Genomic DNA, 21,759 nt, shown 5'->3' with positions numbered 1-21,759 from the left:
GGAGTTCCTTCCGGAGGTGTGGTGAGGGGGTGTGGTGAGGGGGTGTGCCCGTCCTCCGCCCGGGCGGAGGAGCAGGCGACGCGAAGAGCGAGGTGCGGCAGGGGCGGGCGGGGTCAGTCGGTGACGCGGATGAGGATCTTGCCGCGAGCGTGGCCGGCGGCGAGGGTCGACAGGCCCTCGGCGGCCCGCTCCAGGGGGAGGACGGTGGCGATGTCGGCCTTGACGGTGCCCTCGGCGGCCAGGGCGGCCAGCGGCTCGATGACCTCGCGGACCGGGGTGGCCATGATGTTGTTGCCGGTCAGCCCGGCCGCGGCGAGGGCCTGCTCGTCGGCGGCGTTCAGGGTGCTGGCGACCTTGCCGCCCTTGCGCAGGGCACTCAGGGGCAGTCCTTCGGCACTGCGGGAGACCAGGTCGATCAGGCCGTCGACGCCGTCCGGGTAGGCGGCGGTGACCTGGTCGGCGACCGGCGCGGCGGCGGTGTGGTCGACGACCGTCGCGGCGCCCAGGCCGGTGAGCCGGTCGGCGTCGGCGGGCGTCCCGGTCGCCACGACGGTGGCGCCACGGGCGGCGAGCAACTGCACGGCGTAGGAGCCGACGCCGCCGGTGGCACCGACCACCAGGACGACCTGTCCCGGCTGGACGTCGAGGGCTTCGACGGAGGCGTAGGCGGCGGTGCCGGCCAGCGGCAGGGCCGCGGCCGTAGCGAAGTCCAGCCCGGCCGGCTTGGCCGCCACCGAGGCGGCCGGGAGCAGCGCGTACTCGGCGAGGGTGCCGACCTGGATCGGGGGAGCGAGCAGGATGTGTCCGAAGACCTCGTCACCGGCTGCCAGGTGGTCGACGCCCGCGCCGACCGCCTCGACCACACCGGAGGCGTCCCGCCCCAGCACCAGCGGGTAGGCGTGGGGCATCATCTCGGCCATCATTCCCGAGGCCAGGGCGTTGTCGACGGCGTTCAGGGCCGCGTTCCTCACCCGGATCAGGACGTGGCCGTCGGTGACCTCCGGGACGGGCAGGTCGGACACGGCGGGCTGGGCACCGGGCTCGGAAACGTTCAGTGCACGCATGGCGATCCCCAAGAATCCTGGTTTCGATTTCGGCTGGTTCGTGGCGAGATTAGAAGGCGTAAGGTCCGAAGCGGCCCCACGCCACGACAGCGGCCAGGATCAGCAGAACGGCGTTCACGCCGATCATCTGCTGCTCCTTGCGGCGGGCGTGGACGACCGAGGCGCCGAGCATGAGGATCGCCAGCCCCGTGGCCGCCAGCGGCACCAGGACCGGCGCGACGTCCAGGGCCGCGGGCAGCGCCAGGCCGAGCGCGCCGAGCACCTCCAGCGCGCCGATGGCCTTCACCGCGCCGGCGGAGAAGTCGCCGGCCCAACCCATCCCGGACGCGGCCAGCTTCTCCTTCGGCTGGGCGATCTTCATCAGACCGGCGAGGGTGAACGCGACGACCAGGAGGCCCACGATGATCCAGAGGGTGACGTTCATGGTGTCGGACCTTTCCCAATGACTTGACGCTTCAAGTAAAGTAGCCCGATTCGCTTGAAGCGTCAAGTAAAATCGGGATGGGTTCATTGAAGCTTCAAGCGATCTTGTCTCGTGATGGGCTCGAGGCCGGCAGTCGCGGATCCGATGCGAGCTGCGGAGCCACCGGATCGCTTCACCCGAAACGGCCACACCCGCGGCGTGGTCCGCGCACCACGTCTCGACCGGCACCCTTCGGGCCTCCTCGGGGCATCTGATCGTTGGCCGGGTGTGCCGTTGACGGACGCCCAGTGGGCGAGGGTCGAGCCGCTGCTGCCGGACCGGGCACCTCGGCGAGGTGGGCGGTGGCGTGATCACCGCCTTCTGATCGACGCGATCGCGTTCAAGTACCGCACCGGAACGCCGTGGACGGACCTGCCCGAGAAGTACGGGTCGTGGAAGGGCGTGCGCAACCGGCTGCGGAACTGGGCCATCGACGGCACCTGGAAGAGGGTCTTCACAGCCCTGCTCGCCCAGTCCGACGCCGAAGGCGACCTGGAGCGGGCCGTTGCGGTCGACTCCACGATCGTGCGTGCCCACCAGTACGCCGCCGGCGCCTGCTCGAAGGCACCTCCGACACGCGAACCGTCAGATCACGCCCTCGGGCGTTCCCGCGGTGACCTCTCCACGAAGATCCACTTGGCAGCCGACGGCCGCTGCCGACCGCTGGACTTCGTGCTCACTCCCGGCCAGGCCGGTGACGCACCCGCATTCCCTCAGGTCACGACCCACCTACGAGTACCCCGGCCGACAGGACGACCCAGGACCACAGGCATGGCTGGTCAGGCAGGTGGAGAACCCCGGCACCTACCTGCTGCTCGTCGGCTGGGAGACCGTCGAGGCGCACACCGTCGGCTTCCGCGGCTCCGACCTCTTCACCCAATGGCGCCCAGCTGTGGCCGAATTCTTCGCCGCGCTTCCCACGGTGACGCACTACGAGGGCGCGCTGGGCACCGCACGGCTTCCCTGAGCCAAGGGCTCACGATTCCCGATGCCCTGGCAAGGTCCGGGGCACGGCCCGGTCGAACTCCCGCTGGGTGAGCGCGCGGTGCGGCAGGGGGCTGGGGGCGTCCCTTCGGGCGCGCAGGCCGTCGAGGAGGAGGGTGAGATACCGCTGCCAGACGTCGGGTGTGATTGCCCGGGTGTGGTGGGCCGCGGCTCCGATCATGAGCTGGAGAAGGGGGATGTCGGTCGCCTCGATGTCGTCCCGGAGCGTGCCCTCCCGCTGCGCGCGGGCGATGAGGGCGCTGAGGGCGGGGGTGAGATGCTCCCGTGTCCTCGCGACCCGGTTCTGGCCGTGTGCGCCTTCGAGCAGGATTTCTTTCAGCCCGCGGTCCTCGGCGAAGTCCTGACCGGTGAGGGTGAGGAACTGGACCAGCCCCTCCCAGGCGTCTTCGTGGGTGAGGGACTGCTCGGCGAGGGCGACGACGCGCTGGATCTCGCTGTCGAAGACGGCTTCGATGAGGGCCTCGCGGTCGGCGAAGCGGCGGTAGACGGTGCCGACGCCGACGCCCGCGTGGTGAGCGATGTCGTCGAGAGTCACCTCCAGCCCTCTGCGGGCGAAGACTTCCTGGGCGGCGGCGATGATGCGCTGCCGGTTGCGTTCCGCGTCGGCCCGCAGGGGGCGGGTCCGGGAAGGGGTTCCGGCGGGCTGAACGGGGGCGGTCCTGCGGCTCATGGGTCCATTCTACTGACTAACCGGAGATGTGATCTCCGGTTAGTGCTACGGTGGGACACGGTAACCGGAGATACCTTCTCCACTTGTCTCTCTTCTTCGTGTTCGGAGACCCCGTGAGCACCCTTTCGACGGATGTGAGTCCGCCGCGGGCCGGGCAGCAGGCCGTGGACCCGCATCACGGCCGGCGCTGGCTGATCCTCGCCGTCATCGCGGTCGCCCAACTGATGGTGGTGCTGGACGCCACGATCGTGAACATCGCGCTGCCGTCGGCCCAGCAGGACCTGGGCTTCTCGAACGAGAACCGGCAGTGGATCGTCACCGCCTACTCCCTCGCCTTCGGCAGCCTGCTGCTGCTCGGCGGGCGGATAGCCGACCTCATCGGCCGCAAGATGACCCTGCTGATCGGTCTGGCCGGTTTCGCCGGCGCCTCCGCGCTGGCCGGCGCGGCGACGGGCCTCGGTGTCCTGGTGACCGGGCGCGCCCTGCAGGGCGTCTTCGGCGCCCTACTGGCGCCGACCGCGCTGGCGCTGTTGACGACGACCTTCACCACTGCCAAGGAGCGGGCCAAGGCGTTCGGTATCTTCGGTGCGGTCGCCGGTGCGGGCGGCGGTGTCGGGCTGCTGCTGGGCGGAGTGCTGACCGACGGCCTCAGCTGGCGCTGGTGCCTGTACGTGAACCTCGTCTTCGCCGCCGTCGCCTTCGTCGGCGCGGCGGTGCTGCTGCCGCGCCACCGCCGGGAGCAGGGCGTGAAGATCGACGTGCCCGGCACCGTCACGGTGACCGCGGGCCTGTTCGCCCTGGTCTACGGCTGTGCCAACGCGGAGACGGACGGCTGGGGCGCCACGGGCACATGGGGCTTCCTGGTGGCGGGTGCTGTGCTGATCGCGGTGTTCGCCTGGCTGCAGACGCGGGTCGCGCACCCGCTGCTGCCACTGCGCGTCCTCCTGGACCGTGATCGGGGTGCCGCCTCCCTCGGCATCTTCATCTCCGCGGCCGGCATGTTCGGTGTGAACCTGTTCCTCACGTACTACCTCCAGCAGACGCTGCACTACTCGCCGCTGGAGACCGGTCTGGCGTTCCTGCCGATGGTCGGCGTGCTCATGGTGGTTTCCACCGTGGCGACCAGCGTCCTGAACGCGCGCTTCGGCCCCAAGCCGATCGTGCCCGTCGGCATGGTTCTGGCGGCGGCCGGTCTTCTTTGGCTCACCAGGCTGGACGCCGGCTCCTCCTACGCCGCGCACGTCCTGCCCCCGCTGCTGCTCTTCGCTGTCGGCCTCGGTCTGGTCCTGCCTCTGTGCATGAGTTCCGCCACCTCGGGCATCGACCCGGCGGACGCCGGAGTCGGCTCGGCGAGCGTCAACACCATGCAGCAGGTCGGCGGGTCCATCGGCACCGCCCTGCTCAGCTCCCTCGCGGCCAGTGCCGCCAGTGACTACGTCGCCGGGAAGAAGCCCACCGCCGAGGTGATCGGCCAGTCCGCTCTGGAGAGCTACTCGACCGCCTACTCGTGGTCCGCCGTCTTCTTCGTCGTCGGAGCGGTCGTCTGCGGGCTGCTCTTTCGTCGCGGCGCCCCGAAGGTGGACCCGGACGCCGCCCCCGTCGTCCACATGTGACGGGACGGCCGCCCCGTCCGCTCCCCGCCGGCGTGTCGTCACTTCGCGACTGGACCTGAGATCGAACGTAGACGTCGTCCAGGTCTCCACGACGGTGGCGGCCGGTGAGCGGGGGCAGGCGGTGAAGGCCCTGTGGTGGAGGTGTCGCCGTGCACACGCTGTTGTACGGACGCTGATCCGGGCTTCGTACAGTATGTCGCTTGCGGGCCAGGTCGCGCAGAGGCTGTCGACGGTCGCAGGAGAGGATGGGGTCATGTCTCAGCGAGATGCTGCGCGGGGCAGTGCCGTCCGTGTGCTGATAGTCGATGACGAGCCGGAATTGTCGGAGGTGCTGGCTGTCGCTGTCACCCGGGCGGGATGGCAGCCCTTCACCGCGGCGGACGGGCACGGTGCCGTCCGGCTCGCACGGGAGTGCGACCCGCATGCCGTTGTCCTCGACTGGATGCTGCCCGACCTCGACGGGGTGAGTGTCCTGCGGCGCTTGCGGTACGAGAACGCGGAGCTGCCCGTTCTCATGCTCACCGCCCGGGACGCGCTCGAGTACCGCTTGGAGGGCCTGTCGGCGGGAGCGGACGACTATGTGACCAAGCCCTTCTCCTTGGAGGAGGTGATGCTGCGGCTTCGCGGACTGCTGCGTCGCGCGGGGGCGGGCGCCGAGGAGTCCGCCGCGGACCGGTCCGTGCGGAGGCTGGGGGATCTGGTGCTGTCCGAGCGGACCCGTGAGGTGTGGCGGGGCGGGGCTCCGATCACCCTCACGGCCAAGGAGTTTGACCTGCTGTGGTTCCTGATGGGCTCTCCCCGGCAGGTGTTCAGCAAGGCGCAGCTCCTCGTGCACGTCTGGAACAGCTCGTTCGACGGCGAGGGCAATCTGGTCGAGGTGTACATCTACAGCCTGCGCTCGAAGATCGACAAAGGTCGGGCTCCGATGATCCACACGGTGCGTGGAGTCGGCTATGTGATCCGGGAGACGGACGACCGGCCATGCTGACGCGGCGAGGCCGGTGGGTGAAGGTGCGCCGTGGACGCGGCAGATCTCTGCGGACACGTCTGGTCGTCTGCATGGCCGCGCTGCTGGCCGCGGCCGGCGCGGCCATGTCGTTCGCGACGGTGCTGATCCAGAGCGACTATCTGCGCGAAGACCTCGATCAGCGTGTCACCGAAGCCGCCGAACGGCACCAGGCCGCACTGCATCTGCCGACCGGCGGGCTCACGCACCTGGGATTTCTCAGACTGCCCGGGCAGCCGATCGGGACGCTCGGGGCCAGGGTCGACTCCTCCGGCCGTGTCCCCGCGGCCGGTGTCGTGACCGACGAGGGCCGTCTGCGGGTGCTCTCCGCCGCACAGCGGGCGGCGCTGGGCGGGATCACCGCGGACGGCTCTCTGCAAACCCGTGTGATTCCCGGCCTCGGTGAGTACCGGCTGACCGCGCTGGACGGCGACGGGGTTCTGGTGATCGCCGGACTCCCCATGGCCGATGTGCAGTGTCTGACCAGCCGTCTGATAGTGGCTGAGGTGGTGATCGCCGGGGTCGGGCTCACGGTGGCGGGGTGCGTTGGCGCGGTCGTGGTGAGGCGTCAGCTGCGTCCCCTCGGTCGGGTCGCCGCGACCGCCGTCGAGGTCGCGCGGGTGCCTCTGGACCGGGGGGAGGTTTCGGGACTCAGCCGCGTTCCCGAGCGCGACACCGATCCGGCGACGGAGGCCGGTCAGGTCGGCGTCGCGCTCAATCTCCTGATCGAACATGTGGAGAGGTCGCTCGCCGAACGGCAGCGCACCGAGGAGCGCATGCGCCGCTTCCTGGCCGACGCGAGCCATGAGCTCCGTACCCCGTTGGCGTCGATCGCGGGGTACGCGCAGCTCATGACGGGCGGCACCGGGGAACTCGATCCGGAGCTGGCCTGGCGGCGGGTCTCCGCGCAGTCGGCGCGCATGACGGGACTGGTGGAGGACCTGCTCCTCCTCGCTCACCTAGATGAAGGCCGTCCCTTGAGCATGGCCGAGGTGAACGTCGCGACCCTGATCGCCGAGGCCGTCTGGGACGCCCGTGTCGCGGGAGGTGATCACCTGTGGCAAGTGGTCCTGCGCCTGGACGCGTCCGTGAGTGTCACCGGCGACCACGCCCGCCTGCAGCAGGTACTGGCCAATCTGCTGGCCAACGCGCGGGTGCACACGCCGGCCGGGACGAGGGTCACGGTGACCGCGGAGGCGACCGACGCCGAGTGCGTCGTCCGCGTCCACGACGACGGGCCCGGCATCCCCGCGGCGGTCCTGCCGTCGGTGTTCGAACGCTTCACCCGGGCCGACGCCTCCCGGGCCCGCACCGCCGGCCGGGAGGGCGGCACCGGTCTGGGGCTCGCCATCGCCGCCGCGATCGTCAGGGCGCACGGCGGCCGGGTCGAGGCGCGCAGTGAACCGGGCGACACCGAGTTCACCGTATGGCTGCCGCTGGCCCGGCACGCGCCGCAGGAGAGTCGCGGAAGGTGATCCGGTCCGCACGTTCCGAGCCACAGGTGCGGCATGAGGGCTCGTCGGACCGCTCGGGACGCGCGAGCGTGATCCATCTCAGTTACGATCACCAGCGCGGGTCGGCCGGGGGCATCCTGCCCCTGATCGTCTCCCGGCGGGCCGTCCCCGACACCACTCACCTCAGGTCGGCGCCGGCGTGTTCCACGGCGCCTTCGCCCGCGCCGGACCGGCCGCGCGACACGTCCGCGGGCACGGACCGGCTCCTCTTCGAGCCCTGCCCGCCCCGGACGACGTCACGAAGTCCGGGGCTTACGGCCCTGCAGCAGCTTCCAACGGGAGCGCAGTGCGTGTGCGGCGGTCTTGGGACGGCGGTCCCGGGTGAAGACACCCTTCCTGTTGCCGTCGACGCGGTGGATGCCGTTGGAGGTCTGGAAGTCGGCGAAGTTCCACACGTGCTCGCCCACCACGGCGTCGACACTGTCGAAGGCCCGGTGGTTGGCCTCCAGGTACGCGACCTGGTACTCCTCCGTCCACGGTGTGTCCCATACCGAGTGGAGGCCCGGAAGCGCGTCGGCACCGTACTCGCTCATGAGGATCGGCTTGTCGTACTTCTCCGCCCAGCCGCGCAGCTCCACGCCCATGTACGTCTCCGCGGTGGCGAGGTCTCCCGTGGCGACGTACCAGCCGTAGTAGCGATTGAGGCAGAGGATGTCGAAGAGATCGGCGATGCGGTCGTTCTCGTGGGTCGCGAACATCACGGCCGCGTAACTGACCGGCCGGGTCGGGTCGAGCTCACGGGTGAGTTCGACGAGCGGCTCGAAGTACTCGCGTGCGCCGTCCTCGTGGGAGGAGGGCTCGTTGGCGATGCACCACATCACGACGCTGGGGTGGTTCTTGTCCCGGGCGATCAGTTCGCGGATGGCCTGCGCGTGTGCGGCGCGGGTGTCGTCGTTGAAACTCTCGGGCGAGAACGTGGGCTTGTGCGGCCGTCCGGCCAGCCCTCCTTCGACGGCCAGGTTGAGACCGACGGCCGCCGTCTCGTCGATGACGACGATGCCGTGCCGGTCTGCGAAGTCGAGGACCTCCTCGGCGTAGGGGTAGTGGGAGGTGCGGAAGGAGTTGGCGCCGATCCACTCCATGAGCTGGAAGTCGTGCACGAGGTAGGCGTCGTCGTGGCCCTTGCCGCGCACGGGGGTGTCCTCGTGCTTGCCGAAGCCGGTGAAGTAGAAGGGTTCCCCGTTGATGAGGAACTGCCGGCCGCGGATCTCGACGGTGCGTACACCGAAGGGCTGCGTGTAGGTGTCGGTCACCCGGCCGCCGTCGACGATGTCGACGACGAGGTCGTAGAGGTGAGCGGCCCCCGGGCGCCACGGGGTGACGTCGTCGATGCGCAGGGTGCCGTTGGCCCCCTCGGCTGCTGCGACCCGGGAGCCGTCGGCGTCCAGGACCCGCACGCGCACCGTGGCGGACGCGCTGGTCCGCACCGAGTAGTCGACGGTTCCGGTGGCCCCGTCGAGGCCGGTGACCACCGTGACGTCGTCGATGTGGACGGACGGGACGCTGCAGAGCCGCACCGATCGGGCGATACCGGCGTAGTTGTAGAAGTCGTGCAGGTATTTCTGGGTGCGCCGGCCGTCCTGGGCGACGGTGATGGTGCCCGGCGGGATCGTGACGTTCGTCAGCTCGTTGTTGACGCCGACGGTGAGCCGGAACTCCTCGCCCGCCTTCACGTGGTCGGTGATGTCCGCCTCGAACGGCGTGTATCCGCCGATGTGTTCCGCGACGAGGTGCTCGTCGACGTACACCTTGCCTTCATGGGTCACGGCGTCGAAGTGCAGGATCACCCGCTCGCCCGCCCAGCCGCGTGGCACACGTGCCGTGCGCTGGTACCACACCCAGCCGACGTGGTCGCGGATCGCGCTGTCGGTGAACAGGTCGTTGTAGCTGGCCGGAACGGCTGCTTCGAGTGGCGTGTCGAGCGGACCCGACCAGGGCTGTGGCCCGGCATTCGACGAGGTCGCGAACCGCCACAGGCCGTCGAGGCGCACTAGTTCGCGGGTGGCGGTGCAACGAGGTTTCACCATGGACGATCTCCTCCTGAGAACGGTCTGGTGGCCTGCCGGCGCAGCCGAGGCGCGGAGCGCGGCAGTCGGGCGGTGGGGGAGCCGCCGGGGGCTCAGTGGCAGTGGCCGAGCGCTTCGGGGAAGGCGGACTCCAAGGCGTCGGTCGTGCCGGAGAACCGGTCGATCACGGTCCGCAGAGTGGTGCCGGCCGTACTTCTGGCGGCGTGGGAGACAGGGATCTGCGGGAGGTGCTCGGCGAAGACGTGCCTCACCCTGTCCCAGACGCGATCGTCTGTGACCAGGACGCGGATCGGTGCCGCCGCCCTCTTCCAGGCCGTGCTCAACGGCTCGCGGATGCGATGGCCGCTCGATCCGCAGATCGACCTCGCCGATGCGCTGAACGCCTTTCTCGAGCTGATCCACGCTTCGGGGAACCCCCGGTCGCGGGAGGCGAGGGCGCGCCCCGGTCAGTCACGCACGACGATCCGGGCCCGGGCCACGTTGTCGACGCGGGCGAACGGTGTCGCCGGATCACCGTCGCGCTGGGCCGAGACCCGGACCGCGGCGAAGCGGATGCCAGGGGTGAGGTAGGTGTGCCGGCGTTCGAGCGTGAGCCGGGAGGTGGGCTCGACGACGTCGTCGATCTCGTACGTACCGTCTCCGTCCGCGTCCCATTGCACCCGTACGATCGGGCCGGCGCCGGGCGGGGCGTCGACGGTCACCGCCAAGGTCACGCTCGTGCCGGTGGGAACGTCCGCACACGTGGCACCGTCGGCGGTGATCCGCACCACCGGCTGGACGCCGCCGCGGTCGGCTGCGGAGTCGGGGACGAGGATCTGTCCGTCCCGGATCTCGTAGCGGGTGACGGAGGCGGGCGGGATGTCCTTCTCCACCCAGTCCGCGAGGCTGCGCAGTGCCTCGTGCAGGACGCCGAGGTAGCTCACGGAACGGGTCGGGTGTTCCTGCCGTTCGGTGTCGGTGTGCAGCGCGTTGTCGACGTACCAGAGCCGGAAGCGGTCGTCGAGAGCGTCACCGAGATGCTCGGCGGCCTTGCCGCGGTACCAGTCGGCCTGCCAGGGAAAGGCCTCCCGGTCGAGCAGGCAGGACACGACGATCATCTTTCCGGCGAACTCGCCGGTGGGTACGTGGCCCGCCGCCGCGGCGGCGAACAGCGGGGCGAGCAGGAACGGGCGTTGGGGCGGCAGCGGTGCGCCGGTGGCGTCGCGGTACTGGTCCCACGCCGCGTACTCCGGCCCCGGCACCTGGTGGCGGTGGTAGGTCTGGGCCGCGAGGAAGTTGCTGTTGTCCACGCGGACGGTGTCACCCGGTCGCAGACCCGGCGGGACGTGCGGCTCGGCGCCGGGCATGTCGACGACGGCCAGATCGCGCCAGATGCCCTTCAGCCGGAGCCCCGAACCTGCGGCTTCACCGGTGGTGACGGTCAGTTCCGCGCCCAGTGTCCCGGTGGGCGGCACGCGCGTCAGGCGGAGAGCGACCACGGCGTCCCCACCACCCCCGGGCCCCTTGAACGCCTCGTCCACGCCACCCCTCACACTCTCGGCGGGGTCGGCGAAGGGGCCGAGGTCGGCAGCGTCGCGCCGGCGGAGGACGGCGCTCACCGTGCTGTCGAAACGGACCCGGGCGCGCTGGACCGAGGCGCGCGGATCGGCGCCGAGGTACCCGGGCGTGGACCAGAACTCCTCGAAGTATCCGGGGTCCGCCTGGACGAGGTGCGGGTACAGCGTCCCGAAGGCGTGCGTCCCCATGGTGCGGTGCCCGAACCACGAGCGGATCGGGAAGCCCATCCGCGTCACCTCGGTCAGCGCGGCGCTCTCCTCGGGCGCCAGCCCCTGGTGGGGGTCGCCGCTGCCGCCCGGCTCCACCGCGTCCACGATCCGGTCGAACGCGTCCCGCAGGACCCGCTGGGCGTGCATCCGCACGGTGAAGACGTTGGGAATGGCCATGGGGCTGCCGGGGACGTAGGGAACGAAGCCGTCCCACACGCCCTCGGTGTGCTCCGCACAGCCCATCGTCCGGAAGGCGCCGCCGCTGCCGCCGTAGAGGTAACCGTAGGGCCGGTGGTCGCCGTACACCTGACGCGCCAGCACCCGGGAGTGTGCCGCGGCCGCCGCGTGCGCCCGGTAGCCGGCGATCGTGGGGTCGGTGTGGGAGCCCGGTGTTCCGGAGGGGCCGCCGCCGTTCGTCTCCAGGAAGTAGCCACCAGCGCCGAACGCGAAACCGATCTTGTTCTCCTGCCCGTCGGCGGACGGCGCCAGGTGCTCGCTGTCGGGGACGGGAGTGATGTGCTGGTAGAAGCGCCCTTCATAGGTCTCGGGCGGTGGGAAGTACAGGGAGAAGCGGGTGGCGGTGCCCTTGAATCCCCCGTGGACGTAGCGGTGCGGCAGCGGGGTGTCACGGGATTCGTCGATGTCCACGTACGGGCGATCGAAGGGGTGTGCCGTCATGGTCTCGCTTTCTGTGTCGTCGTGGGGCGCGATGTCAGTGGCCGCCGTGCGGCCCGTTGCCGGTGATCTCGTCGACCAGGCCCCAGCGCAGTGCCTCGGGTGCGGTGAGCCGGATTCCGGACAGCGCCAGGTAGGCGGTCCGGTGCCGCCCGATGCGTACCGGCAGGCTCGCCGTACCGCCCGCGCCGGGGATCAGGCCCATCTCGATCTCCGGTAGCCGGACGAACGTGTCCGGAGCGGCCGTCACTCGTCCCGCGAACGCCGCGAGTTCGATGCCCGCTCCCACACAGGCGCCGTGCAGCCGGGCGGTCACCTTGGAAGCGCACCTCAGCAGCAGCGCGGCGGGGCTGCGCACCACCCGCACCCGGTGGGCCTCGGCCGGGTCCCGTGAGGTGCCGAACTCGCCGAGGTCGCCCCCGCTGCAGAACGCGGCGCCCGCACCGCACAGGTCGACCCGGAGGATCGTCGGGTCGGCCACGGCGACCTCCAGGGCCTCGCACAGGGCGTCCCGCGTCGCCGCGTCGAAGGCGTTGCGCACCCAGGGGCGGTTCAGGACGACGGTCAGACGGTCGCCGACGCGGCGCAGCCGTACCGGGGTGGCGGCGGGACGCGGTCTGCGGGGCGGGATCGCGTCCCGCCAGGAGCGGAACTCCGCGCCGCCCTGGAGGGCGGAGTAGGCGAGGGACTCGACCAGGAGCTTCTCGCCCGGTGAGAGTCCCGCTCCCATCCGGAGCACCTGGACCAGGGTCAGGGAGGCCGCGGGGCGCCGACCGACCACGTCACCGACGCGCTCGGCGGCGACCAGCGGTTCGGCGCAGGTCACCCAGGGGCGCGGCGCGCCGGGGTCTGCGGTCAGCAGGACGTCGAAGCCGGCCGGGACCGTCGTCGGACGGGTGGCCACGCCCACGAGGACCTGGTCGGTCGAGGGCGGCGGCGGTGCCGAACGGTCGAGATCGACCAGACGGAAGGGCGACTCCATGACGCGGTGAGTGTAATCTGCTGGCAGCCTGGAGAGAAGGGTGTTTTCGCAGTGAAGAATGCCGCTCTCACCGTCAGCGGCGGGATGGCCGCCGTCGGTCCGTGCCTCGCCCCGCTCCGGGCGGTCGTCGCGGACTTCACGGACCGCACCGGTGTCCCCGTCGACCTGCCCACGGTCCTCTTCCTGCGGGCCCGCCTCGCCGGGCTGCCGCCGCCGGACCGGACCTCCGCCGGCGGCTCCTGCCGGCTCCTGGAGACCACCGACGGCTGGGCCGCCGTCAACCTGGCCCGTCCCGACGACCGGGCGTCGCTGCCCGCCCTTCTCGCTCTCCTCGACGCGCGGGACACGCCCCTGGCCGGTGCCGCGCGCCGGACCACCGCGCGCCGCCTCGCCGACGCCGCCCAGCGCGTCGGCATCCCCGCCGCCGCGCTCGGCTCGGAGCGGTCCGGCCGGGAACCGGTGCGCGCTCGCCGCCACGGCGGGCGAAGGACCTGTCCGCCGGCCGTCCCGCGCGTCCTGGACCTGTCCGCCCTGTGGGCCGGACCCCTGTGCGCGCGGCTGCTGGGTTTGGCCGGAGCGCACGTGACCAAGGTGGAGAGCACCACCAGACCGGACGGCGCACGGCGAGGGAATCCGGAGTTCTACCGCTGGCTGCACGACGGACACGAGAGCCTGGTGCTGGACTTCTCCCCGGGCGCCCTGGCCGACGCCGTGGACCGCGCGGACATCGTCATCGAGGCCTCGCGGCCCCGGGCGCTGCGGCGACTGGGGGTGCACGCCGAGGAGTTCCTCGCCGCGCGCCCCGGACGGGTCTGGGTCGGTATCACGGGGTACGGCCGCGACGACGACCGGATCGCTTTCGGTGACGACGCGGCGGTGGCCGGCGGTCTGGTCGGCCGCGACCCGCACGGCGACCCGGTGTTCCTCGGCGACGCCCTCGCCGATCCCGTCACCGGCCTGTACGCCGCCCACGCGGTCGTCCGTTCCCTGGCCGCCGGTGGCGGTGAACTGCTGTGCGTGTCCATGGCGGCGTGCGCCGCAGCCCTCGCCGCCTCCCGGACGCCGCCGTGCTGATCAGGAACGTGGAGGTCGAGGGGCGCGCCGGTACGGACCTGCGGATCGGCCCCGACGGGCGGATCCGCGAGATCGGGCCCCGCCTTCCCGGGGAGGCGCACGTCGACGGGCGCGGAGGGGCGTTGCTGCCCGGGCTGCACGACCACCACGTCCACCTGACGGCGCTGGCCGCGGACGCCGCCTCGGTGCGGGTGGGTCCCGCAGACGTACGGGGGCGTGAGGGTCTCGGGGCGGCGCTGCGGAGCGGTCCGCCCGGGGAGTGGGTGCGGGCCACCGGCTACCACGAGAGCGTCGCCGGCGACCTGGACCGCTGGGTGCTGGACACGCTCGTCACCGACCGGCCCGTGCGTGTGCAGCACCGCAGCGGGGCGATGTGGTTCCTGAACACCGCCGCGCTGCGGGCGGCGGGGCTGGGCGGTGACGGCCGGCTGTGGCGGCAGGACGAACGGCTGCGGCGCCTGGTGCCGCCGGTCCGGCTGGAGCTGGAACGCCTCGGCCGGCGGGCCGCGCGGCGCGGCGTCACCGGCTTCACCAACGCCGACCCCCGTCCGGCTCCCGGACTGCGGCGCACCCTGTCGGTACTGCCGCAGCGGCTCACCGTCATGGGCCTCGACTCCCCGGTCAAGATCCTGCTCGACGACGCCACCCTGCCCGCCCCGCACGACCTGGCCGCCCGGATCGGGACGGCACGGCCCCGGCGGGTCGCCGTGCACTGCGTCACCCGCGTGCAGCTGCTCGTCACCCTGCTCGCTCTGGAAGAGGCCGGTCCGGTCGAGGGAGACCGTGTCGAGCACGGGGCGGTGATCCCGGTGGAGACCGTCTCCTGGATCCGGCGGCTGGGTCTGACGGTCGTCACCCAGCCGCACTTCCCGGTGGAGCGGGGCCGTGAGTACGCCGCCGAGGTCCACCCCGACGACCGGGCCCACCTCTACCGGTGCCGGAGCCTGGCCGAGGCGGGCGTCGCGCTGGCCGCGGGGACCGACGCGCCCTTCGGCACCGACGACCCGTGGGCCGTCATGCGGGCCGCCGCGAGCAGGGAGGACGGTGAGAGTGTGACCCCCGAGGCGGCCCTGCGGTTCTTCCTCGGCCGTCCCGAACGACCCTCCGTCCCACGCCGGTTGACGGTGGGTGCGCCGGCCGACCTGTGCCTGCTCCACGTACCGCTGCGCGAGGCGCTCGACGCCCTGTCCGCCGAGACCGTACGGGCCGCGTACGTGGCGGGCCGGCCGATCACCTCCTGAACCGGTGCTCAGACGCTGTACCCGCCGTCCACCCCCAGCGCCTGCCCGGTGATGAACCCCGCCCGGTCGGAGGCGAGGAACGCGACCGCCTCCGCGATGTCCCGCGCCTGCCCGAAGCGGCGCAGCGGGATGTTGCGCCGGGTCACGGCGAGGGCGTCCTCGTCCAGCTCACCGGTGCTGATCAGCCGCCCCGCGATGCCGTCGGTGAGCATGCCGGGGGCGACGCAGTTGACGCGCACGCCGTACCGGCCCTCCTCGGCGGCCAGTGCCCGGGCCACCGCCTCGACCGCGCCCTTGGCACCCGAGGACAGTCCGTCGCGGACCGGGTAACGGCGGGTGGCGACCGTCGTCACGGCGACGACGCTGCCCCGGCTCTCCCGCAGCAGCGGCAGGGAGGGGTGGACGAGGTTGAAGAACGCCACCGCGTCGGCCTCCAGTTGCGCCCGGTACCGGGCGGGCGTGACCTTGCTGAGATGCGTCATCGGGACGTGCGGTCCCGCCGCGTAGACGAGGGTGTGCAGGCCGCCGAAGCCGGCCGCGGCCTCCCGCACGGCCCGCGCGGTGCCGTCCTCGTCGGTGAGGTCCAGCCCGATCGCGGCCGCCCGGCGCCCGGCGGCCTCCACCTCGCCGGTGAGCACGTGTGCGGTCTCCTCGTCGGCCCGGTAGGTGAGGACGACGTCACTGCCGCGGGCCGCGAGCGTCCGTACGACCGCCGCGCCGATGCCGCCGGTGCCGCCCGCGACGAACGCGGCACCCGGACGGGACGAGAAGTCCTCCATGCCTCACAACCCCAGGGACTTGGCGATGATGACCTTCATGACCTCACTGGTCCCGGCGTAGATCCGGGTGATGCGCGCGTCCGCGTACAGCCGGGCGATCGGATACTCCAGCATGTAGCCGTATCCGCCGAAGAGCTGGAGACACCGGTCGACGGCACGCGCCTGCATCTCGGTGCAGAACAGCTTGACCTTGGCGGCGTCGGCGCCGGAGAGCCGGCCGTCGACCAGTTCGAGCACCGCCCGGTCGAGGACGGCCTGCGCGGCCTCCACCTCGGCGGCGACGGCGGCGAGTTCGAACTTCGTGTTCTGGAACGAGGCGACGGTGGTGCCGAAGACCGTGCGTTCCCGCACGTACGCGACGGTCGTGTCGAGCGCCGCCCGCGCCTGTGCCACGGAGCCCACCGCGACGGTCATCCGCTCCTGCGGCAGGTTGTGCCCGAGGTACGCGAAGGCCCGGCCCTCCTCACCGAGCCTGTTGGCGACCGGCACCCGGACGTCGTCGAAGGCCAGCTCCACGGTGTCCTGGGCCTTGATGCCCATCTTGTCCAGCACGCGCCCGCGCGTGAAGCCGGGCATCCCATCCTCCACCACCAGCAGCGTCAGCCCCGCCCGCCGGTCGCCGGGGTCGTGGGACGTGCGCGCCACCACGATCACGAGATCGGCCAGCAGCCCGCCGGTGATGAAGGTCTTCGCGCCGTTCAGGACGTAGGCGTCCCCGTCGCGGACGGCGGTCGTGCGGATGCCCGCCAGGTCGGAGCCGGTGCCGGGCTCGGTCATCGCGATCGCGGTCAGCAGCGCGCCGGAGGCAAGGCCGGGGAACCAGCGGGCGCGCTGCTCGCGGTCGGCATAGGCCAGGAAGTACGGCAGGACGACGTCGAGCTGGGTGCGGACCGTGCCCAGGGTGACCAGGGCGCGGGCCGCCTCCTCCTGGAGGATCACGTTGTAGCGGTAGTCGGGCTGTCCGCCACCGCCGTACTCCTCGGGTATCGCCATGCCCAGCAGGCCGAGCGAGCCGAGGCGTCCGAAGAACGAGCGGGGCAGCCGCCCGGCCTTCTCCCAGTCGGCGTAGTGCGGCACCACCTCCTTGGCCACGACGTCCCGGACCAGCTCCCGGAAGTCCTCGTGGTCGGTGGTGAAGACGTCTCTGCGCACGGTGACTCCCGTCGTCAGTCGGCGAGTTCCACCACGGTGGCGTTCGCGGTGCCGCCGCCCTCGCACATGGTCTGCAGGCCGAAACGGATCCCGTGCGCGCGCATGTGGTGGATCATGCGGGTCATCAGCACCGCGCCCGACGCCCCCAGCGGATGCCCGAGCGCGATGGCACCACCGAGGGGATTGAGCCGCTCCGCGTCCGCGCCGGTCTCCGCCAGCCAGGCCAGCGGAATCGGCGCGAACGCCTCATTCACCTCGAACACACCGATCTCGTCGAGGGCGAGGCACGCCTTGCGCAGCACCTTCTCGGTGGCCGGGATCGGCCCGGTGAGCATCAGCACCGGGTCGGATCCGACGACCGCACCGGCCCGGTAGCGGACCAGCGGAGCGAGCCCCAGCTCCCGCGCCCTCTGCGCCGTCGTGACCAGCAGGGCCGCTGCCCCGTCGGAGATCTGCGAGGCGTTCCCCGCGTGGATCACGCCGTCCTCCTGGAAGGCGGGCTCGAGCCTCGCGAGCGTGTGCACGCTCGTGCCCCGCCGGACCCCCTCGTCGGTGTCGACCCCGGCCACGGGCACGATCTCCGCGTCGAACGCCCCGGCGTCCTGCCCGGCCGCCGCCCGCTCGTGCGAGAGCGCGGCGTACGCGTCGAGCCGCTCCCGCGTGAAGCCCCACTTCCGCGCGATCCGCTCCGCCGAGATCCCCTGGCTGAAGGAGAACCCCTCGTAGCGGTCGAGGACGCGCGGTCCGTACGGCATCCCGCCCGCCTTCGCGGCTCCCAGCGGCACCCGGCTCATCACCTCCACGCCGCCCGCCACGACCACGTCCTGCTGGCCCGACAGGACCGCCTGCACGGCGAAGTCCAGCGCCTGCTGGCCGGACCCGCACGCCCGGTTCACCGTCGTCCCCGGGACGCTCTCCGGCCAGCCCGCCGCCAGCACCGAGTAGCGGCCGATGTTGCTCGACTGGTCGCCGACCTGGGACACACAGCCCCACACCACGTCGTCGACCACGTCCGGGTCGATCCCGGTCCGTTCGGCCAGCGCCTCGAGCACGGTCGCGGACAGGTCTGCGGGGTGGACGCCGGACAGCCCGCCGCCCCGCTTGCCGACCGCGGTACGGACCGCACCGATGATCACCGCTTCCCGAGTCACGTCTCGTCCTCCGATCGTTGGGCCGTCGCAGCGGGCACCGCCCAGCCGCCGGTGAAGTGGGCATCGCGTCGGCCGGCGAAGGCCGCGTACGCCTCCCGCACGTCGGCGGTCGCGAAGTTCACCGCCTGCGCCCGGGCCTCCCCGGCGAGCGCCTCGCGCAGGGTGCGGTCGGCGTTCTCGTTCAGCAGGTGCCTGGTCTGGGCGAGTGCCACGGGAGCGCCGGCCGCCAGACGTGCGGTGATGCCGCCGACGAAGGCGTCCACCTCCTCGGCGTCCACCACCCAGGTCACGAGGTTCAGGGCCCGGGCCTCCTCGGCGTCGATCGTCTCCGCCAGGAGCGCGAGGCGCTTGGCCTGCTGGAGGCCAGCCAGCCGGGGCAGCAGCCAGGAGCCGCCGCAGTCGGGGGACAGCCCCCTGCGCGCGAAGATCTGCGAGAACCTCGCCTCCGGGGTCGCCACGACCAGATCGCACCCCAGGGCGAGGTTCCAGCCCGCGCCCACCGCCACCCCGGTCACCTTGGCGACCGTCGGCACCGGCAGCTCGTGCAGCAGCAGCGTCACCTCGGTCAGTGTGCGCATCCGGTACACCGGGTGGGCGCTGCTGAGGCCCTTGGAGATGTCGGCGCCCGAGCAGAAGGCACCGCCCGCGCCGGTGAGGACGAGTGCGCGCACGCTCCGGTCCCGTCCGGCCTCCTCCAGCGCCGTGCGCAGCGCCTCCCACAGTTCGGCGTCGATGGCGTTCCTGCGGTGCGGGCGGTTCAGCGTCAGGGTCCGTACGCCGTCGGCGTCGTCGGTGAGGAGGACGGTCACCGCAGGGCCCCCTGGGCGCGCAGCGCCGCGATCTCCTCGCCCGAGAAGCCGAGTTCGCCGAGCACGGTGTCCGTGTGCTCGCCCAGCGCGGGCACCGCACCCATCGGCGGCTCGTACCCGGCGATGACCGGAGGCGGCAGCAGTGCCGGGACCGGTCCGCCCGGGGTGCCGATCTCCCGCCAGCGGTCACGGGCGGACAACTGCGGATGCGCCAGCACGTCCCGCTGGGTGTTGAAGCGCGCGTTGCCGATCCCGGCGGTGTCCGCGCGGCTCTGGACGTCGGCCAGATCGTGCCGGGCGCACCAGCCGGCGATCTCGGTGTCCAGGACGGCCCGGTGCTCCACGCGTCCGGCGTTCGTGCGGAACCGCCCGTCGTTCGCCAGGTCCGGCCGGCCGAGCAACTCCCGGGCCAGCCGCTGCCACTCGTGGTCGTTGGTGGTGCCCAGAACGACCGTCTGCCCGTCCGCGGTGCGGTAGGCGCCGTAGGGGGACACGGCGGGTGAGCCCATGCCGAGGGGCTGCTGCTCCACGCCCGAGTGCCGGGTGTACGTGAGCGGGTAGCCCATCAGCTCCGTCATCGTGTCGAACAGGCTCACCGCCACCGGGGCGACGGGCCGCCCCCGCCCCTTGCCGTGCAGGAGGGCCAGGACGGCCAGCGCCGCGTACAGGCCGCTGCACACGTCGGCCACCGGCGGCCCCGGCTTGGCCGGTGCCCCCGGGTGCCCGGTCACGGCGCACGCCCCCGACTCGGCCTGGACCAGCAGGTCGTAGGCGCGCTTGTGGGAGAGCGGCCCGCCAGCGCCGTACCCGTCGATCTCCACGGCGATCAGCTCCGGGTGGCGCACCTCCAGGTCCGCGGGGGAGAGGCCCAGCTTGGCGGTCGTGCCGGGACTGAGGTTGGAGACCAGCACGTCGGCGCGTTCCAGCAGCCGGTGCAGCACGGCGAGGCCCGGGCCGGTCTTCAGATCCAGCGCCACCGACTCCTTGCCCCGGTTGGCCCACACGAAATGGGCCGCCAGGCCGCCCACCACGTCGTCGTAGTGCCGGGCGAAGTCCCCGCCCCGGGGATTCTCCACCTTGATCACGCGGGCGCCGAAGTCACCGAGGGTGCGGGTGCACATCGGTGCCGACACGGCCTGCTCCAGCGCCACCACGGTGACGCCGGCCAGCGGTCCGTCGCTCATCGGCCTTCTCCCTCCCGGTACCGGGCGCGCAGGTCGTCCTTGAGGACCTTCAGACTTGCGTTGCGGGGCAGCGCGTCCACGAACCGCACGTGCCGGGGCACCTTGAAGTTGGCCATGTGCGCACGCGCCCACGCCACGACGTCCGGCTCGGTGGGGCGGGCGCCCGGCGCGGGGACGACGAAGGCGCAGCCCACCTCGCCCATGCGCGCGTCGGGTACGCCGACGACCGCGACCTCCGCGATGTGCTCGCAGCCGAGCAGGAGCTTCTCGATCTCGGCCGGGTAGGCGTTGAAGCCGCCGACGATGTACATCTCCTTCTTGCGGTCGACGATCACCAGGTTGCCCGCCGGGTCGAGGTGGCCGACGTCACCGGTGTGCAGCCAGCCGTCGCCGTCGATCGCCGCCGCGGTGGCGTCCGGGTCGTCCCAGTAGCCCTGGGTGACGTTGTAGCCGCGTACCAGGATCTCCCCGTCCTCACCCGGCGGCACCTCCTTCCCCGCCGCGTCGGTGAGGCGGACCTCGACGCCGGGGATGGGGCGGCCGGTGGTGCGGGCCACGGTCTCCTCGGTGTCGCCGACGCGGGTGGTGGTCACCAGCGCGGTGGACTCGGTGAGCCCGTAGGCACTCAGCACGATGTCGAAGGACAGATCCCTCTTCATGGCGCGGATCAGGGATTCCGCAATAGTGGAGCCGCCCGTCATGGACACCCGCAGCGACGACAGGTCGCGGTCCGGGCGGTCCGGGTGGTGGAGCAGGTCGTGGAAGATGGTCGGTGGGCCGAGCAGGATGCTGACCCGTTCCCGCTCGATCAGCTCCAGCGCCCGCCCCGCGTCGAAGACGGCCATCGGGAGCACCGTCACGCCGTGCAGGAAGGAGGCGAGCCAGCCCGCCTTGTAGCCGAAGCAGTGGAAGAACGGAGGAATGACCAGGAAGCTGTCCGAGGCGCGGAAGCCGTACGCGCCGGACATCCAGCCGTAGGCGCGCAGGGACTGGCCGTGGGTGAGGACCACGCCCTTGGGGTGGCCGGTGGTGCCGGAGGTGAACATCACGTCGCTCATGTGGTCCGGGGTGAGCCGGTCGATGGCCTCGTGGGCCGTCGCCGGGTCGGTGCCCAGGTCGAGGAACCGGTCCCAGGTCACATCGGCCCGGCCCTGTTCCCCGGAGAGCGAGACGGTGGTGCGCAGCGCGGGCAACCCGGGATCGGCCCGCTCGAGGTCGGCCGTGTAGTCCGTGCCCAGGAAGGACGAGGCGGCGAAGAGGGCGCGGGCTCCGGACGTGCGCAGGATGTAGGACAGCTCCGGGGCCTTGAAACGGGTGTTGAGCGGGACGACGATCCCGCCGGACCCCTGGATGGCGAGGGCGGCCACGATCCACTCCACCGAGTTCGGGGCGCACAGGCCCACCCGGTCGCCCGGTCCGATGCCGAGGGTCCGCGCTGAGGCGACGGCCCGGAGCATGAGGTCCTCCAGTTCCCGGAAGCTCAGGCGCCGGTCCCCGTCGACTAGGGCGGGGGCGTCGCCGAACCGCCGGGCGGCCGCTCTGACCACGTTCGGGATGCTCTGGAACTCCTGGTCGTGTCGCATG

The 21,759-nt window shown here is 72.0% G+C and carries 19 protein-coding genes and 1 pseudogene; 7 read left to right on the top strand and 13 right to left on the bottom strand.

What is annotated here, in order from left to right; genetic code table 11:
- Positions 1 to 113: 113 nt before the first annotated feature.
- Together AC07D6_RS28050 and AC07D6_RS28045 are read right to left on the bottom strand one after the other, a co-directional pair.
- Entirely contained in the window at positions 114 to 1,064 is a 951-nt protein-coding gene (locus AC07D6_RS28050) for an NADP-dependent oxidoreductase (RefSeq protein ID WP_479049004.1), read from the bottom strand.
- Positions 1,065 to 1,113: 49 nt separating this feature from the next.
- Positions 1,114 to 1,488 (bottom strand): DoxX family protein, encoded by a 375-nt coding sequence (locus AC07D6_RS28045; protein WP_479049002.1) that lies wholly within the window; start codon positions 1,486 to 1,488, stop codon positions 1,114 to 1,116.
- A gap of 114 nt (positions 1,489 to 1,602) precedes the next feature.
- Here AC07D6_RS28045 and AC07D6_RS28040 point away from each other — a divergent pair.
- Positions 1,603 to 2,250 (top strand): annotated as a pseudogene (locus AC07D6_RS28040) (IS5 family transposase); the annotation flags it as partial.
- A gap of 64 nt (positions 2,251 to 2,314) precedes the next feature.
- Complete coding sequence (locus AC07D6_RS28035) at positions 2,315 to 2,494, top strand: putative quinol monooxygenase (RefSeq protein WP_479049006.1); 180 nt, start codon at positions 2,315 to 2,317, stop codon at positions 2,492 to 2,494.
- 9 nt (positions 2,495 to 2,503) lie between these two features.
- On the opposite strand, the gene AC07D6_RS28030 is transcribed toward AC07D6_RS28035, so the two are convergent.
- Complete coding sequence (locus AC07D6_RS28030) at positions 2,504 to 3,202, bottom strand: TetR/AcrR family transcriptional regulator (RefSeq protein ID WP_479048999.1); 699 nt, start codon at positions 3,200 to 3,202, stop codon at positions 2,504 to 2,506.
- Between the two features lie 113 nt (positions 3,203 to 3,315).
- On the opposite strand from AC07D6_RS28030, the gene AC07D6_RS28025 reads away from it, so the two are divergent.
- The 3 genes from AC07D6_RS28025 to AC07D6_RS28015 all read left to right on the top strand — a co-directional run bounded on the left by AC07D6_RS28025 (position 3,316) and on the right by AC07D6_RS28015 (position 7,296).
- On the top strand, positions 3,316 to 4,815 hold the full coding sequence (locus tag AC07D6_RS28025; RefSeq protein WP_479048996.1) for an MFS transporter: 1,500 nt from the start codon (positions 3,316 to 3,318) through the stop codon (positions 4,813 to 4,815).
- Positions 4,816 to 5,068: 253 nt separating this feature from the next.
- Complete coding sequence (locus AC07D6_RS28020; RefSeq protein ID WP_479048994.1) at positions 5,069 to 5,803, top strand: response regulator transcription factor; 735 nt, start codon at positions 5,069 to 5,071, stop codon at positions 5,801 to 5,803.
- Positions 5,804 to 5,874: 71 nt separating this feature from the next.
- Entirely contained in the window at positions 5,875 to 7,296 is a 1,422-nt protein-coding gene (locus tag AC07D6_RS28015) for a sensor histidine kinase (RefSeq protein WP_479048991.1), read from the top strand.
- Positions 7,297 to 7,571: 275 nt separating this feature from the next.
- On the opposite strand, the gene uidA is transcribed toward AC07D6_RS28015, so the two are convergent.
- The 4 genes from uidA to AC07D6_RS27995 form a co-directional block, all read right to left on the bottom strand.
- Entirely contained in the window at positions 7,572 to 9,362 is a 1,791-nt protein-coding gene (gene uidA, locus AC07D6_RS28010) for a beta-glucuronidase (protein ID WP_479048989.1), read from the bottom strand.
- A gap of 92 nt (positions 9,363 to 9,454) precedes the next feature.
- Positions 9,455 to 9,685, bottom strand: coding sequence for a hypothetical protein (locus AC07D6_RS28005; RefSeq protein WP_479048987.1), 231 nt, complete (start codon positions 9,683 to 9,685; stop codon positions 9,455 to 9,457).
- 123 nt (positions 9,686 to 9,808) lie between these two features.
- The gene (locus AC07D6_RS28000; protein WP_479048985.1) at positions 9,809 to 11,806 is read right to left on the bottom strand and encodes a hypothetical protein; all 1,998 of its coding nucleotides are present in this window, start codon (positions 11,804 to 11,806) and stop codon (positions 9,809 to 9,811) included.
- A 34-nt stretch (positions 11,807 to 11,840) separates the two neighbouring features.
- Complete coding sequence (locus AC07D6_RS27995) at positions 11,841 to 12,785, bottom strand: enoyl-CoA hydratase/isomerase family protein (RefSeq protein ID WP_479048982.1); 945 nt, start codon at positions 12,783 to 12,785, stop codon at positions 11,841 to 11,843.
- Between the two features lie 51 nt (positions 12,786 to 12,836).
- On the opposite strand from AC07D6_RS27995, the gene AC07D6_RS27990 reads away from it, so the two are divergent.
- Entirely contained in the window at positions 12,837 to 13,859 is a 1,023-nt protein-coding gene (locus AC07D6_RS27990; protein ID WP_479048980.1) for a CoA transferase, read from the top strand.
- On the top strand, positions 13,817 to 15,100 hold the full coding sequence (locus tag AC07D6_RS27985; RefSeq protein WP_479048978.1) for an amidohydrolase family protein: 1,284 nt from the start codon (positions 13,817 to 13,819) through the stop codon (positions 15,098 to 15,100). The genes AC07D6_RS27990 and AC07D6_RS27985 overlap by 43 nt, the downstream gene beginning before the upstream one ends.
- A gap of 8 nt (positions 15,101 to 15,108) precedes the next feature.
- Here AC07D6_RS27985 and AC07D6_RS27980 read toward each other — a convergent pair whose 3' ends face one another.
- The 6 genes from AC07D6_RS27980 to AC07D6_RS27955 are packed head-to-tail and all read right to left on the bottom strand — an operon-like array spanning position 15,109 to position 21,758.
- Entirely contained in the window at positions 15,109 to 15,879 is a 771-nt protein-coding gene (locus AC07D6_RS27980; RefSeq protein ID WP_479048976.1) for an SDR family NAD(P)-dependent oxidoreductase, read from the bottom strand.
- 3 nt (positions 15,880 to 15,882) lie between these two features.
- On the bottom strand, positions 15,883 to 17,031 hold the full coding sequence (locus tag AC07D6_RS27975) for an acyl-CoA dehydrogenase family protein (protein ID WP_358782696.1): 1,149 nt from the start codon (positions 17,029 to 17,031) through the stop codon (positions 15,883 to 15,885).
- Between the two features lie 14 nt (positions 17,032 to 17,045).
- A complete protein-coding gene (locus tag AC07D6_RS27970; RefSeq protein ID WP_479048972.1) occupies positions 17,046 to 18,182 on the bottom strand; it encodes a thiolase family protein in 1,137 nt (378 codons plus the stop codon).
- A complete protein-coding gene (locus AC07D6_RS27965) occupies positions 18,179 to 18,991 on the bottom strand; it encodes an enoyl-CoA hydratase/isomerase family protein (RefSeq protein ID WP_479048970.1) in 813 nt (270 codons plus the stop codon). The genes AC07D6_RS27970 and AC07D6_RS27965 overlap by 4 nt, the downstream gene beginning before the upstream one ends.
- Entirely contained in the window at positions 18,988 to 20,175 is a 1,188-nt protein-coding gene (locus AC07D6_RS27960) for a CaiB/BaiF CoA transferase family protein (protein WP_479048968.1), read from the bottom strand. The genes AC07D6_RS27965 and AC07D6_RS27960 overlap by 4 nt, the downstream gene beginning before the upstream one ends.
- Complete coding sequence (locus AC07D6_RS27955; RefSeq protein ID WP_479048966.1) at positions 20,172 to 21,758, bottom strand: FadD3 family acyl-CoA ligase; 1,587 nt, start codon at positions 21,756 to 21,758, stop codon at positions 20,172 to 20,174. The genes AC07D6_RS27960 and AC07D6_RS27955 overlap by 4 nt, the downstream gene beginning before the upstream one ends.
- Position 21,759 lies beyond the last annotated feature (1 nt).

Source organism: Streptomyces sp. NPDC045287 (assembly GCF_056432325.1).
Note: the sequence above shows the minus strand (reverse complement) of the source record. Positions and strands in the feature narration are given on the sequence as shown.